14 protein-coding genes and 1 pseudogene are annotated in these 14,076 nt (G+C 72.5%); 6 read left to right on the forward strand and 9 right to left on the reverse strand.

All coding sequences use genetic code 11. The features are described 5' to 3' along the window. Nucleotides 1-335: 335 nt before the first annotated feature. Nucleotides 336-1,463, forward strand: coding sequence for an AI-2E family transporter (locus DT019_RS17290; protein ID WP_114037721.1), 1,128 nt, complete (start codon nt 336-338; stop codon nt 1,461-1,463). Nucleotides 1,464-1,484: 21 nt separating this feature from the next. Here the strand turns inward: DT019_RS17290 and DT019_RS17295 are convergent, their stop codons facing one another. Both DT019_RS17295 and DT019_RS17300 read right to left on the reverse strand, forming a co-directional pair. Further along, the gene (locus DT019_RS17295) at nt 1,485-1,841 is read right to left on the reverse strand and encodes a hypothetical protein (protein WP_223279622.1); all 357 of its coding nucleotides are present in this window, start codon (nt 1,839-1,841) and stop codon (nt 1,485-1,487) included. 118 nt (nt 1,842-1,959) lie between these two features. Next, nucleotides 1,960-3,459, reverse strand: a complete 1,500-nt coding sequence (locus DT019_RS17300; RefSeq protein WP_114037722.1) for a carboxylesterase/lipase family protein — start codon at nt 3,457-3,459, stop codon at nt 1,960-1,962. Nucleotides 3,460-3,619: 160 nt separating this feature from the next. Between DT019_RS17300 and DT019_RS17305 the strand changes: the two genes are divergently transcribed. Then, nucleotides 3,620-4,711, forward strand: coding sequence for a M20/M25/M40 family metallo-hydrolase (locus tag DT019_RS17305; RefSeq protein ID WP_114037723.1), 1,092 nt, complete (start codon nt 3,620-3,622; stop codon nt 4,709-4,711). A 10-nt stretch (nt 4,712-4,721) separates the two neighbouring features. Here the strand turns inward: DT019_RS17305 and DT019_RS17310 are convergent, their stop codons facing one another. Together DT019_RS17310 and DT019_RS17315 are read right to left on the reverse strand one after the other, a co-directional pair. Next, complete coding sequence (locus DT019_RS17310) at nt 4,722-5,108, reverse strand: STAS domain-containing protein (RefSeq protein WP_189389675.1); 387 nt, start codon at nt 5,106-5,108, stop codon at nt 4,722-4,724. A 398-nt stretch (nt 5,109-5,506) separates the two neighbouring features. Next, nucleotides 5,507-6,277: a G1 family glutamic endopeptidase gene (locus DT019_RS17315; RefSeq protein ID WP_114037725.1), complete on the reverse strand. Its 771-nt coding sequence runs from the start codon at nt 6,275-6,277 to the stop codon at nt 5,507-5,509. Nucleotides 6,278-6,496: 219 nt separating this feature from the next. Here DT019_RS17315 and DT019_RS17320 point away from each other — a divergent pair, with 219 nt between their 5' ends. Continuing rightward, nucleotides 6,497-7,507 (forward strand): helix-turn-helix domain-containing protein, encoded by a 1,011-nt coding sequence (locus tag DT019_RS17320; RefSeq protein WP_223279623.1) that lies wholly within the window; start codon nt 6,497-6,499, stop codon nt 7,505-7,507. Between the two features lie 61 nt (nt 7,508-7,568). On the opposite strand, the gene DT019_RS17325 is transcribed toward DT019_RS17320, so the two are convergent. Further along, complete coding sequence (locus DT019_RS17325) at nt 7,569-8,432, reverse strand: helix-turn-helix transcriptional regulator (RefSeq protein ID WP_114037726.1); 864 nt, start codon at nt 8,430-8,432, stop codon at nt 7,569-7,571. Between the two features lie 109 nt (nt 8,433-8,541). After that, complete coding sequence (gene thpR, locus DT019_RS17330) at nt 8,542-9,120, reverse strand: RNA 2',3'-cyclic phosphodiesterase (protein WP_114037727.1); 579 nt, start codon at nt 9,118-9,120, stop codon at nt 8,542-8,544. 219 nt (nt 9,121-9,339) lie between these two features. Between thpR and DT019_RS17335 the strand changes: the two are divergent. Further along, nucleotides 9,340-10,653 (forward strand): annotated as a pseudogene (locus tag DT019_RS17335) (alpha/beta fold hydrolase). Between the two features lie 101 nt (nt 10,654-10,754). On the opposite strand, the gene DT019_RS17340 reads toward DT019_RS17335, so the two are convergent. Next, a complete protein-coding gene (locus tag DT019_RS17340) occupies nt 10,755-11,708 on the reverse strand; it encodes a TauD/TfdA family dioxygenase (RefSeq protein ID WP_223279650.1) in 954 nt (317 codons plus the stop codon). Between DT019_RS17340 and DT019_RS41075 the strand changes: the two genes are divergently transcribed. Both DT019_RS41075 and DT019_RS17350 read left to right on the forward strand, forming a co-directional pair. After that, nucleotides 11,611-11,904 carry an AMP-binding enzyme gene (locus tag DT019_RS41075; protein ID WP_411292715.1) on the forward strand — a complete coding sequence of 98 codons (294 nt, stop codon included), beginning with the start codon at nt 11,611-11,613 and terminating at the stop codon, nt 11,902-11,904. The genes DT019_RS17340 and DT019_RS41075 overlap by 98 nt on opposite strands. Continuing rightward, nucleotides 11,888-12,094 carry a (2Fe-2S)-binding protein gene (locus tag DT019_RS17350; protein ID WP_114037728.1) on the forward strand — a complete coding sequence of 69 codons (207 nt, stop codon included), beginning with the start codon at nt 11,888-11,890 and terminating at the stop codon, nt 12,092-12,094. Before DT019_RS41075 ends, DT019_RS17350 begins: the two co-directional genes overlap by 17 nt. 83 nt (nt 12,095-12,177) lie before the next feature. Here DT019_RS17350 and DT019_RS17355 read toward each other — a convergent pair whose 3' ends face one another. Further along, entirely contained in the window at nt 12,178-12,780 is a 603-nt protein-coding gene (locus DT019_RS17355) for a cupin domain-containing protein (protein ID WP_114037729.1), read from the reverse strand. Between the two features lie 19 nt (nt 12,781-12,799). Beyond that, the gene (locus DT019_RS17360; protein WP_114037730.1) at nt 12,800-13,855 is read right to left on the reverse strand and encodes a helix-turn-helix transcriptional regulator; all 1,056 of its coding nucleotides are present in this window, start codon (nt 13,853-13,855) and stop codon (nt 12,800-12,802) included. Nucleotides 13,856-14,076 lie beyond the last annotated feature (221 nt).

Genomic DNA, 14,076 nt, shown 5'->3' on the forward strand with positions numbered 1-14,076 from the left:
TCGAGCGCGTCCCTGGAAACCGCGCCTGCCGGGCCACCCAGTACCCGGCGGGCCCGCGGTCAATCACCCGGCCCGGCAGCGGGACACATCCGCCGCCGGGCGCGCGACGCTCGCCGCATCAGCCGGATGGCGGGCGTCAGGAGCCGCATACAAGGCCTGCGGCGGGATACCTGGCTAGGGTCGGAGCTGGAAGAGGCCCGCTCCGGCTGCCGCCGTTCTGCCGCGCCGAGCGGACCGGCGCCCGGAGATCCCGTCCGGCCTCGAAGAGAGGTACTGGCAGATGCACCCGTCGCTCGCCTGTCCCTCACCCGCGCCGGACGGACGGGAGGGCCGCGATGGCGACCGCCGGTCCTGAGGGCCTCGGCCGCGACCCCGCCCGGAAGCCCTCCGTGGGACCGGCGTCCGCCGGAAGACGCGGGCGCAGAACGAGGATCGTGGTGGGCGGCCGGTCCTGGGTCGCCATCGGTTTCTCCCTCGGCCTGGGCGCGACGCTGGCGTGGCTGACCGTGCAGACGGTCCTCGAGGTCGGCAGCCTGCTCACGCTGCTGCTCCTGTCCGTCTTCGTCGCGCTCGCCCTGGAGCCCGTGGTCGCCTGGCTCACCCGGCACCGGATGCGGCGCGGCTGGGCGGTGCTGGTGGTCCTGATCGTCCTGCTCGCGTTCTTCGCGGGCTTTTTGGCGCTGGTCGTGCCCCCGGTCACGGACGAGGTCAACGCGCTGGTCAAGGCGGTGCCCGGCTGGCTGAAGCAACTCCACGACCACAACTCGACCCTCGGCAAGTTCGAGGACCGCTACCACGTCCTCGCCAAGGCCAAGGAGCAGTTCTCCTCGGGTGGCGCGGCGGGCCTCGCGGGGGGTCTGCTGGGCGCGGGCCGGGTGGTGGTCGGGGCGGTGACCTCGGCGGTCGTCGTCATCGTGGTGACGGTGTACGTGATGGCGTTCCTGCCCTCCCTGAAGCGGTTCTTCCTACGCTTCGTCGCCGCGAGCAAACGCCCGCGCGCCCGGGACGTCACGGAGGAGATCCTGAACCGGGTGGGGCGCTACATGCTCGGCAACGTGCTCACCTCGGTGATCGCGGGTCTCGCCACGTTCATCTGGTGTGTGGTCACCGATGTCCCCTACCCCGCGGCGCTCGGCGTCTTCATCGCGCTCATGGACCTGATCCCGATCGTCGGCACCACGATCGGCGGTCTCGTCGTCAGCCTCGTGGCGCTGTCGATGTCGCTGCCCGTGGCCCTGGCGACAGCGGGGTTCTACGTCGCCTTCCGCGTGGCCGAGGACTATCTGATCGTGCCGCGGGTGATGCGGTTCGCCGTCGACGTCCATCCCCTGGTCACCGTCGTGGGCGTGCTCCTGGGCGGAGCCCTGCTCGGCATCGTCGGAGCCCTGGTCGCCATTCCGGTGGCCGTGGCCATCGGCCTGATCCTGGACGAGCACGTCTTCTCCCGGACCGACGCGTCCTGAGCCGCCCCGGCGGCCGGGACGTCAGATCCGCTGGTCGCTGTAGCCGCACACCCAGGACAGGGCGTCGTGCACACCGCGCGTGAAGCCACGCACGCTCGCCGGGGTGGTGACGTCGTCGAGCTGGACGACGGCCGCGTCCACCTCGGCGGTCAGCAGCCGCAGATCCGGCTGGTGCCGGGGTGCCGTGCCCGTGACCGGAGCCTGGGCGGCGCGGCCCATGGCCCAGCGGTAGGCGGCGGCCACGCCGAGGGCGTACTGCGCGGGCGCGTCGGACCGGGCGGTCAGGTACTTCAGCGCCAGGTCGACGTCGGTGCGGGGCCGGACGCCGACCAAGGGCGCTCCGCCCTCGCGCGTGGCCCGGTCCTGGGATGCGGTCACTTCGCTCACCTCTGCATGCCGTGGATCGTCGCTTCAGGGGGTCTGCCAAGACGGGTACCCAGCGTGCGGCGTTATTGGCATGCCATTCCGGCGCCGTCCCACCGGACGGCGCCGGAACTCAGCGCGGACGCGGGCCGAAGCGCATGACGCACGGGTCCGGGCCGCCGCCGTAGGGGTGCCAGGCGGCCAGGCCCTCGCCGTTGGGGGAGCCGGTGGCGGTGAACGCGGCGAGCGCTCCGCCGAAGGCGCGGCCCAGTGCCCGGTCCTCGTCGTCGACGGCGCCCAGCATCGGGGCGTCGGGGTAGGCGTCGAAGGTGTTGAAGAGGAAGGGGAGTTCGGCGCAGTGCGGGCAGCCGAGGCCGAGGTCGTCGGGGTCGGGGCGGCGGGTGAAGCGATAGACGTACGCCGGGGTGCCGTGGGCCGCCCGATGCGCGGCGAGCTTGGTCGTCCCGTCGCCGAAGAACAGATCACCGACCCGCTCGACGAAGGCCTGGCCGGGGGAGACATCGCGGTCAAGGGGCTCGACGCGCGCGGGGGCACCGGTGGTGAGGCGGCTCAGCGCGTCCCGCGCCTCGTCGAAGGTGAACGCCCTCATGCGCGGATCCAGTGCCAGGAACGCCGTCATCTCGGTGTCGACGGTTCCGATCAGTACGTCCTTGCCGTCCAGCATGCCGTCGGCCAGCGCCCGCTGCCAGGTGCCGGGCTGGCCGGGGCCGCCGAGCACCGGCCGCATCACCGGCGTCACATCCCCGGGGCTCCGGGTGAGGCCCGCCATCAACTGACCGAAACCCTCCAGGAGTTGCTCGACCGGAAGGGCGCGCAGCGCCTTGCCCACATCGGCGGCGCCCGCCAGGCCGAGAAGGCGCACATAGGCGGCGGCCGTCGCCGCGGCGTCGTCCGACTCCTGCGGCGCGAGGCCCAGGGGAGCGCTCTGGAGGATCACCCGTCGTACGAGTGCGGCGGTGTCCGGGTCGGTGGCGAGCGCGAGGGCGGAGTGGGCGCCCGCCGACTGGCCGCCGACGGTGACGAGCCCGGGGTCGCCGCCGAACGCGGAGATGTTCTCCCGCACCCACCGAAGCGCGGCCCCCTGGTCCTGGGCGCCCAGGTTGACCGCACCCACGGCGGGAAGGTGGAGGTAACCCAGCGGCCCGACACGGTAGTTGATGGTCACCACCGTCAGGTCACCGAGCGCCGCGAGCCGGGCGCCGTCGTACCAGTCCCAGCCGCCGGAGCCGCTGGAGAACCCGCCGCCGTGGATCCAGACCAGCACCGGCCGGGGTGTCGACCCGGCGCCGAGAGCGTCGGCCGGGGTCCAGACGTTGAGGTTCAGGCACCCTTCCTCGTCCCAGTCCGGAACCCGGTGCCCCATGACCGCGTTGAGGCGCGAGGCGTTCTGTGGGACCGCCGGCCCCGAATGGGCGGCATCCCGTACGTCGTGCCACACCGGATGCTCCCGGGGCGCCGCGAAGCGCAGCTCTCCCACCGGGGACGCCGCGTAGGGAATCCCCCGGAAGGCCGCCACCGCGCCTCCGGGGCCGAAACCCGCCGGGGCGGGTGTGACGACGCCCCGCACCCGTCCCCGTCCGGTGGCGACCACCGGCCCTTCCCGCTCTGTCATCGCTTCCGCCTCTCCGTTGCGCGTGCCGACCGCCAACCCTGGTGTACGACACGGCGGTTGTCAGCAGGGCGGACCGGACCGGGCCGCACCCGGCTGCGCGCGGCGCGGACAGGCGCGCCCTGCCCGGAGGGGGCCGACCGGGCCCCACTACCCTGACGGCATGACGACGCACCCGGTGAGTGTTGACGCGATGATCGAGGACCTGAGGACGCTCGTCGAGGTCGAGTCCCCCTCGCGCGACCTCGACGCCCTGGCGGCCTCGGCCAAAGCGGTCGCGGGTGTCATCGAGAACCGCCTCGGCGGCCATGCCGTCCTCGTGGAGAGCGAGGCCGGTCCGCACGTCCACTGGTCCGGCGGGGGCGACCCCAAGGTGCTGATCCTCGGCCACCACGACACGGTGTTCCCGCTGGGCACCCTGGAGCGCCGCCCGTTCAAGGTCGAGGACGGACACGCGACCGGCCCCGGGGTCTTCGACATGCTGGGAGGCCTGGTGCAGGCCGTCCACGGCCTGGCGGCGCTCGAGGACCGCTCGGGCGTGGAGATCCTGGTGACGGCCGACGAAGAGGTGGGCTCGCGTTCCTCCCGCGCCCTCATCGAGGAACGGGCCCTGGCCTGCGGTGCGGTGCTCGTCTTCGAGGGGGCCGCCGACGGAGGCGGTCTGAAGACCGGCCGCAAGGGCTGCGGCACCTTCCAGGTCTCCATCGCGGGCCGCGCCTCGCACGCCGGCCTCGAACCCGCGGCCGGGGTCAACGCCCTGATCGAGGCGGCTCATCAGGTCCTGGACATCGCGGCACTGGCCCGTCCCGAGATCGGCACCACGGTCACCCCGTCCGTCGCGGCCGCGGGCACCCTCGACAACGTCGTCCCCGCGGCGGCGACCGTCGTCGTCGACGTCCGGGTCGAGAGCGCCGAGGAGAAGGAGCGGATCGAAGCGGCCTTCGCCGCGCTCGCCCCCCATCTCGACGAGGCGCGGGTCACGGTGGAGGGGTCCATCGGCCGACCCCCCATGCCCGAGTCGGCGTCGGTCGAGCTCTTCGCGGTGGCGCGGCGGCTGATGCCCGGCATCGAGGGCAAGGCGGTGGGCGGCGGGAGCGACGGCAACTTCACGGCCGCGCTGGGGGTGGCGACCCTCGACGGCCTCGGAGCGGTCGGTGGCGGCGCGCACGCCGACCACGAGTATCTGGTGGTCGACGCCATGCCCGAACGGGCCGATCTGGTGGCCGGATTGGTGAGGTTCATCCAGAGCAGGTAGCCCGGCGGCGTTACGTGACGGCCCGTCTGCCTCCCTCGGGGGCGGCGCCTTCGGCCAAGGCGCGGGGAAGCGCGTCGAGCAGGGTGAAGGAGCCGTCGAGGCGGACGAGCGTCAGTATCCGGGACACGCGGGGCGTGCCGCGTATCAGGCGCAGGACCCCGCCCCTCCAGGCCACGTGTTCGCGTACGGCCAGGAGCAGGCGGATGCCTCCCGCGTCGAGGAAGGTCACTGCCCGCAGATCCAGGACCACATCGGCGGCGCCTCGGCAGACCAACGCGTGGATGCGCGGCCCGAGTTCGCGATGGGCGAGCATGTCCAGCTCACCGTGCAGTTCGATGATGATGGTGCCGCCCACGGTGCGAGTCCGCAGCCAGAAGGCGAGTTCGTCAGCGCTCACGTCGCGCCTGCCTGTCTCTTGTGTTCCCGGTGCCCGAATGACGCACCGATGCCCGGCGTTTATCACTCTCTGTGACCTCTCGATGAGGTCGAAGCGAGGCCGTATGGCAAAGCCCCTGGTAGTGCTCATGCCCCGATGATCTGAGAATCTCACACGTGTGACGTTCTGTAATGGTGCGAGTTTCGGACAAGATTGCCCGCGGGGTGTCCGGCTGTGCGGGAGCGCCGCGCGGCGGGTCACAGCCGTACCTCGTGGCTCAACCGGGAGGGCCGGCTCGCTGACGGGAGCAGCCGGGGCCGGGAGGGGACTGGGTGGGGCGGGCGGCGCGCCGGGCCGCGCGCTGAACGCCGACGCCCCACGCGGTGATCCGCGTGGGGCGGGCTTGCCGGGGGGTGGCGTCAGTAGCGAACGGTGCTCGGGCGGCTCGCGGGGTGCGAGCGGTGCGGTGAGCTGCCGCCGGGACTCATGGAGAAGGCGCCGTTCTGGAGCGGGCCCGGGCTGTAGCCGCCGCTGGTCAGCGGCTGCGGGTTGAAGGCGTCGAAGACCTGGCCGTCGATGGTGATGCCGGAGAAGTCGAGGCGGTCGAAGGACGGGTAACTCTGGGTCGGCGATTCGATGATGGCCTCGGCGCTGACGTTCTGGGCGCCGAGGTACTGGGTGGTGTGCTCGGTCCAGCCGCGGGTGTTGTCCGTGAGAGTGAGGGTGTAGCTGCCGCCGCCGTCGGAGACCACGCTGCCGGTCATGCTGTCGCCCTCGAAGACGGGGTCGTCCCAGTAGACGGGCTCCGCCGGGTACATCTCGTACCAGGCGGAGAGCCGCGGGCTGCCGCTGGAGCAGTCGGTCTGCACACCGGTCTGCTCCACCGTCTGCGAGCCGTACCCGTCGATGCCGACCCAGGGGGCGAACAGGTCGTTGGCGGAGGTGCAGGTGGCGTGCGGTTCCACCCAGGAGCCGGTGATGCGGCCGAACGATCCCTGGGCGACGTAGCCGCCCCAGACGCTGTCCTTGATCTGTGCGCCGTGCGAGGTGTTCGGGCCGAAGGCGGAGGCGGTGGACGTACCGGCGCCGAGCGGCGTGACGACGGCCGCGGCGAGCAGCAGACAGGCGGCGGCCGATCTGGTCCGGTTGGTTCCGCGGAACTGCCGCGGGAGGCGTGGGCGGGTACCCATGGGCCGGTCTCCTCGGGATGGGGGAGTGGGGGAAGGCGGCGGGTGGGCCGGGCTCATGGTGAGGGCGGGCGGCCCCAACTCTCCAGGGGAGGACGGGATCCGGAACCTGTCATGGCGGGAACATGACATGATGCTCGGCTGGGGGTGGACAGAGCGGGCCCGCGGACAGTAGGCGCTCGCGCCGCACGCCCGGGCGCGACCGAGGAAGAGGCGGTCAGGATGGACCCCAACGCGCTCTCCATGAACGGGACTTCACCCGCCCCGGCCGGACCCGCCCCCGACGGCCCGCTCGCGGCGCTCGGCGTGCCGGAACCGGAGGAGCGCCTCTACCTCCACGTTCTCGCGAGACCCGGGCGCACCACGGAACGGATCGCCGCCGAGCTCGCGCTGCGCGACGAACAGGCGGCGGACCTCCTCGACTCGCTCGCCGCGCGAGGACTCCTGAGGTGGCGCGGCATACCGCCGTCGTGGTCGGCGGTGGCGCCGGACGTGGCCGTCGCGGCGCTCCTGCTGCGCCGCGAGGAGGAACTGTGCCGGGCCCGGGGGCGCGTCGGCGAGCTGATGCGGACCTACCAGCGGGCGCGGCGGCCGTCCGCCGAGGGGCTCGTGGAGATGGTGACCGGACGCGCCGCCATCGCGGACCGCTGGCGCGGGATGCAGGCGGGCGCCCGCCGCGACGTCCTCCTCTTCGACAAGGCGCCGCACATCATGCGGGCCGACCCCGGCGCCGAACTGCCCCTGCTGGCCAGGGGAGTCCGGATGCGGGTGCTCTACGAGGCGAACGCGGTGCGGGACCCGGGCCGGCTGGCCGAGCTCAGGGAGTTCGTCGAGGCCGGGGAAGAGGCTCGGGTGCTGCCCGAACTGCCCTGCAAACTGGCCGTGGTGGACGACCGGTGGGCCATGCTCCCCGTCTCCAGCGGCGCGGAACTGCGCGGCGCGCTCTTCGTGCGTTCCTCCTCGCTCCTCGACGCGCTGGTGGCGATGTTCGAGGTGTACTGGGACCGGGCGCCCCGCGTCCCCGACGCCGACGACCCCGGCCGCGCCGCCGGTGACCGCCGGCGTGAGCTGCTGACCCTGCTCTCGGCAGGCCTCACCGACGACAGCATCGCCCGCCACCTCGGGGTCTCTCCCCGGACCGTGCAGCGCTGGGTGCACGAGCTGATGGACGTGCTGGGCGCCCGCACCCGCTTCCAGGCGGGAATCCAGGCGGCACGGGCCGGACTGCTGTGAGGCGCGGCCGCGGGTGCCCATGGGTCCGCCGCGGCGCTGGAGGCGGCGACGGCGCGGTCGTTCACCCCCGCCGGTCGCCGGCCACCACCGGGCGGGCGGAGAGTCCGTCGCGCGTGGCCCGCAACGAGCCGAGGAGGCTGAGCGCGTGGGCGCTCGGGCTGCCCGGTTCGGCGTGGTAGATGACGAGCTGCTGACCGGGCGCGTCACGGACGTCGAACGCGTGGTAGGTCAGGCTCAACGGCCCCACCTGGGGGTGGAGGAACTGTTTCGCGTCGCTGGTCTTGCCGCGCACCGCATGGGAGTTCCACATGCGGGCGAAGACATCGCTGTGCTCGCTGAGGACTCCGACGAGCTCGCGCAGTGCCGGACTGTCCGGCTCGAAGCCGGCGGCCTCGCGCAGGTTGGCCACGGTGGCCTGGGCGGTCCGGTCCCAGCGCGTGAAGAAGTGCCGGGCGGCGGGGTCGAGGAAGGCCATGCGCGCCAGGTTGTCCGCGGGCTCGAAGGGGGAGTACAGCGCATCGGTCAGGGCGTTGGCGGCCAGGAGATCGAGCGTGCGGTTGATCACGAACGCGGGGGTGTGCGGATAGCCGTCCATGAGTTGGCGCAGCGACGCGCCGACCGACTCCGCGGTGCGTACGACAGGGGCGTCGGGGGCGGCGCCGGCCAGCCGGAACAGATGGGACCTGGCCGCCTCGTCCAGGCACAGCGCGCGGCTGAGGGCGTCCAGGACCTGGGGTGAGGGGTGGCGTTCGCGGCCCTGTTCCAGGCGGGTGTAGTAGTCCGCGTTCACCCCGGCCAGGACGGCGACCTCCTCCCGGCGCAGCCCGCTGACCCTGCGCACCCCATGGCTCGCCATCCCGACGTCCCGCGGCCGCACACCCGCCCGGCGCGCCCGCAGAAACTCCCCCAGGCCGTTGTCATTCATGCGCCCCAGGCTAGGTGGCGATGCCGCGGGCCGCCTGGGTGTGCGACACCCAGGCTGGGAGGGGACGCGTCCGACCCCGGCGCCCGGCCGGAACGTGTCCGTGGGGGGCTCAGTGCCCGCCGCCGAACCTCCATGCCGCGATGTCGCGGTAGTGGATCGGCCCCGGGCCGCGCCCGATGTTGCTCGCCACCAGGTGGAGACGCTCGGCCTGCCAGGTCCGGCCGGTGAAGTCCGAGAGTTCCCCGGCCAGGTCCAGCACGCTGGACAGGTCGTCGCGGCGGGCCCTGGCCAGCGTCAGATGCGGGCGCAGCGGGCGGTCCTCGAAGGCGATGCCGCACGCCTTGACCACGCCGCGGACCTCGGCGGTGAGCTGGTGCAGTCCGTCGAGCTCGCCGTCGATCCCGCTCCACAGCACCCGCTCGTCGAAGTGCCCGCCGCCGCGCAGCGCCAGTCGCAGAGGCCGGTGCGCGGCCGCGAGCTCCGCGAGGGGTTCCTGCAGCAGCGGGGCCGCCGTGACCGGAAGCTCACCGAGGAAGGCCAGGGTGATGTGCCAGTCCTCGATGCGGTTCCACCGCAGGCGCGGGTAGGCCGCGTAGGGCAGCACGCGGGCCAGCTCGTCCTTCGCCTCGTCGGGCGGGGCGAGTGCTATGAACACGCGGACGGTGGCGGGCTGGATCTCTTCGTTCACGTAGCACTTCGTACACCACGGAGGGACGCGTGCGTCGCAGGCCCCCACCCCGGTCCAGCCGGGAGGACCCCTCCCGGATGCGTCCCGGCGGGCGCGCGGAGCCATGTGGCAGGGTGGCGACCGTGTTCGTGGCGGCCCGCGCCGAGATCCCCGGAGGCGGGCCGCCCACGCGCGCACACGGGCACCCACCCCCGCCCCTCCCGCAGACGAAGGAGTCTCATGTCCGTCGTGATCCGACAGCCGGGCGTCGTCCTGACCGACCACCTCTTCCAGGTGCCGCTGGACCACGACGCGCCGCGCGGCGAGCAGACCGAGGTGTACGCCCGTGAGGTGGTCGCGGCCGGCAGGGAGCGGGACAACCTTCCGTGGCTGCTCTTCCTCCAGGGTGGCCCCGGCGGGCGGGCGGCCCGCCCGGTGGGACGGGACAGCTGGCTGGACCGGGCCCTGGACGACTACCGGGTGCTGCTCCTGGACCAGCGCGGCACGGGGCGGTCGACCCCGGCGACCCGGCAGACCCTGCCGCTGCGGGGCGGCCCGGCCGAACAGGCCGCGTACCTCTCGCACTTCCGCGCCGACTCGATCGTCCGCGACGCCGAGCTGATCCGGCGCCGCCTGCTGGGCGAGCAGGGCCGGTGGAGTCTGCTGGGGCAGAGCTTCGGCGGCTTCTGCACCCTCACCTATCTGTCGCTGGCCCCCGAAGGGCTGCGCGAGGCGATGGTCACCGGCGGCCTGGCGGGGCTGCGCAGCAGCGCGGCGGATGTGTACCGGGCGGCCTATCCGCGCGTCGCCCGCAAGAACGCCGCCCACTACGCGCGCTACCCGCAGGACGTCGAGGCGGTCCGCCGGATCGCCGAGCACCTGCTGGCGGCCCCCGCCGAACTGCCGGGCGGCGGGAGGCTGACCGTGGAGGCGTTCTAGTCACTCGGCCTGATGCTGGGTGCCGGCAACGGCTCCGACCTCCTGCACTATCTGGTCGAGGACGCCTGGGCGCACGGCAGCACCGGGCCCGAACTGCAGGACACCTTCCTGGCCGGGGTGCAGTCGAAGCTCTCCTTCGCCGACGGCCCGCTCTACGCCGTGCTGCACGAGTCCATCTACGGCCAGCGCTCCGTGGACCCGGGCCCGACCGGCTGGGCCGCCGCCCAAGTACGCCCGGAATTCCCCGAGTTCGATGCCGCGAAGGCCCTGGCGGGCGATGCTCCCGTGCGGTTCACGGGGGAGATGATCTACCCGTGGATGTTCGAGACCGACCCGGCCCTGCGCCCCCTGCGGGAGGTGGCGGACCTGCTGGCGCGGCGCACCGACTGGCCCGATCTGTACGCCCCGGACGTTCTGGCGGCCAACGAGGTCCCGGTGGTCGCCGCCGTGTACCACGACGACATGTACGTCGACATGGCGGACTCGCTGGCCACCGCCGACGCGGTGCGCGGGCTGCGGACATGGGTCACCAACGAGTGGGAGCACGACGGACTGCGGGTCAGCGGCGGGCAGGTCCTGGACCGCCTGATCCGCATGGTGCGCGGCCGGTTGTAGGCCATCGGACGCGGGGCATGGACGCGCGCCGGCCCTCATGCGGCGGGGGCGTGAGGCTCTCCTGCCGGGGGCCCGTCCGGGAGTCCGGGCCCGGGACCGGGTCAGTGGATCCGCCGGGTCCCCGGCACCGCCCGGTAGCGGATCTGCCACTGGCTGCGGCGTACGTAGGTGCGCTGGAGCCAGCGGTCCTGGCCGTCGTAGTGCCCGATGAAGCGGGAGCGCGCGTGCAGCCCCTTGCGGTTGTTGATCAGCAGCGCGTGGCCGGGGCGCAGCCGGAACTCGTGGGCCACCGCGCGGCACGCCGTCTGCAGCAGGGCCAGGGCCGTCTCGGCGACCGGGCTCAGGGCGTGGACGCCGTTGGCGGCGCTGGAGATCTCGGGGAATCCGACCGGCCCCTTGATCATCGGAGCCGGGTCGGAGAGGACGTCCTCGTCGCCGGCCACGTCGCGGATGTAACTGCCGGGGGCGTTCATCCTGAACAGGGGGCTGCGCAGCACACGGTTGGCGTCCGGGCCGACCATGCGGCAGATGTCGCGTGCGTCGGCGTAGTACGTGGTGGCTGCCTGCGCGCGGTCGGCGCGCAGGCAGATGAGCACCAGGAAATCGGGGTTGGCGATGTCGTAGTAGCCGGTGCGGTCATGGACGATGTCGTTGTGGAAGTTGAGGAAGACGGCCGAGCCCTGGTTGGTCTGGGTCGTCGCTCCTTCCTTGACGGGCACGATGTCGTGCACGACCTGGCCGTTCTTCTCCGTGAGGAAGCCGACCGGTTCACCGAGGAGCCCGCTCAGGCCGAGCAGGGTGCGCTCCGAGATGAAGGTGGACTTGCGGCGGCTGGGAAATCCGTCCCGCGGCGTCGGGGGGAGGTGGGCGTCCTGGGGGAGGTTGCGGATGTACAGGGCGCCACCGCTGGAGCTCGAACGGTCCCTGCTGGGCAGCGAGTTGGTGGCGGAGGCGGCGGTGATCGCGGTCCCGCACCCGGTCGGGCTGTGGGAGCCGAAGGCCTTCGTCGTTCCCGCGCGCGGCCAGGCGCCGAACGCCCGGACGGCGGCCGAGATCCACCGGTTCCAGGCGGGCGCGCTGCCGCGCGAGAAGTGGGTGAAGGTCGTGGAGTTCATCGACCGGCTGCCCGTGACCGCCTCCGGCAAGATCCGCAGAGCCGCCCTGCGCGAACGCCCGCAGACGGGCGGGATGGTGCACCGGCTGGTCACGGCCGACGAAGCGGAAGGAGTGCTCCATGGCAACCCGGGCTGACACCTCGGACACCCTGCTGTGCCTGTGCGCGCGGATCACCGAGAGCGAGGTGGTCAGCGCGATCGACGGGGGCGCGCACGACGTCCTGGCGGTGCGCGATCTGACGGAGGCGAGCAGCGGGTGTGGTGACTGTGCCGCGGACATAGAGGACCTGATCGCCGATCGCACGGGTGGCGCGCCGGGCGTCTGACGCGGGCGGTCACGTCTCCTGGGGTGCCGGGTGTTTTACGCCGGGCACCCCCTTGGCGTGTGCGCGCCCGCCTTGCCGTGCGGTCAGTACAGGCTGGAGAAGAGCACGGCCACGAACCGGGCCGGCTGGTCGGTGTCGTTGCGGAAGCTGTGCGGATATCCGGCCGACCACTGCGCGCAGTCCCCCGCCCGCAGTTCGTGGTCGCTGCCGTTGTAGCGGGCGATCACCGTGCCCTCGGTCATCACGATGAGGTCGGAGCCCTCGTGCTGGAGCTCCTCCAGCAGACCCGAGTGCGGCTGGAAGTCGGCCGTGAGGACCTGATAGCCGAGCTCGGGCACCCGCAGCACGCGGTAGCGCACGCCCGGGGCCCGGTCGAAGGACTCCTGGTCCTTCGCGGGAAAGACCGAGGGGATGGAACGTCCCCGCGAGAATCCCAGGAACGAGCCCACGTCGTGCCCGAAGACCTTGGCCAGGCGGCCGAGCCGCTCCAGCGCGATGTCGGTCTCGCCGCGCTCCAGCGCGGCGAGGAACGACACCGAGAGACCGCACTCGGCAGCGACCTGACGCAAGGACATCTCTTTGTGGGTACGCAGGCGGCGGAGCACCTCACCCGGGCGCGGAAAGCCCAGTTCGGGGTCGCGGGCTGCGGTGCCGGGGGAGACGTCCGACGGCGGGGGATTGCTCATGGGTGCATCCTAGAGAGCGTCAGGCTCTGACGAGCGTGGAGCGGGCGGCCTCGGTCTCGGTCGGGCCGAGGAGGCCGGAGCGGGCCACGAGGACGCCGAGCTGGAACCGGCTCTGGGCGCCGAGCTCCTGGTAGATCTTGGCGATGTGGTTGCGGCAGGTGCGCACGCTCACCCCGATGCGCCGCGCGATCATCGCGTCGGTCTGCCCCTCGGCGAGGAGCACGATGATGGTCCGCCGCATGCCGGAGAGCAACTCGTCGGCCTGGGCCACGCGGAGCTGGCCGTCGAAGGGTGTCGCCGCCATCCACGTCTGCTCGAACACGTCCGTGACGAACTGCACGATGCCGGGCTGGGTGACGGCCACGGCGCTCTCTCCGTCGTCGCCGGGAAGCAGCGCGGTCTCGCGGTCGAACACCACCATCTGGGAGAGGGGGCCGCTCGAGGTGCGGGCCTCGCCGCCGCCGTCGACGGCGTGCGCCACTCCTCTGCGGGTCGCCGTGTCGTAGCGCGCGGTGTGCTGGTGGATCGTGCGTACCTTGACGCCGCGCTCCAGGAGCGAGGCGAGCGGTTCCGTCATGTCCAGCAGGATGTTGTCCGCCCGCCAGCCGTCGCCGGACTGGGCGAGGAGGATCTCGTGGCGGCATCTCATCGCGGCGGTCAGGAGCCAGTCGCGCAGGGCGCTGGTGCCGACGACGGGGCGGGAGCCGTCGGAGGCGTCCGCCTTGCGCACGGCGCGCTCGAGGACGCGGTGGAAACCGGCGAGTTCGTCGCGGATCTGCTCCGAACGGCGCTCCATCCGCTCGATCTGCTGTTGCAGCGGGGCGAGCCGGCGCAGGGCCGCGGCCTTCGGCGCGACCGGCAGGAAGATGTCGGGCGCGCCCGAGGCGGGCTGCAATAGCCGTGCGTTGAGCAGGAGTTGGAGGGCGCGGGAGGCGCGGTCGGTGTCCCAGCCGAGCGCCTCGGCGGCGTGGGCCGGACTCAGCGCCTGAACGCTGACGGCGAGCTGATAGAGCTCTTCCTGATCTTGCGCTTCCGCTAACTGGTGCGCTTGCCGCGGATCAAGGTCTGCGTTCATTGGTCCCCCATGGAGTGTTCCCCCGCGGATGTGCGGGGTGGCGGTCCGGCACAGAGCAGGTGGGCGCGCTCGGCGACCCATGTGCAAAATACCGTACGGACGTGCTCGGGGCAACGCAAAAAAGAACGGCCTCTTTGGTTTTCCCCGCGGAGTGCAGCTTGATGCAGGAACGGCCGCGGCGCATGCGATGAACAGTATCTTGCAATAGCGTGCTTTTTAAA

The sequence above is a fragment of the Streptomyces sp. SDr-06 genome (assembly GCF_003324565.1).
In the GTDB taxonomy this organism is placed as follows: Bacteria; Actinomycetota; Actinomycetes; order Streptomycetales; family Streptomycetaceae; genus Streptomyces.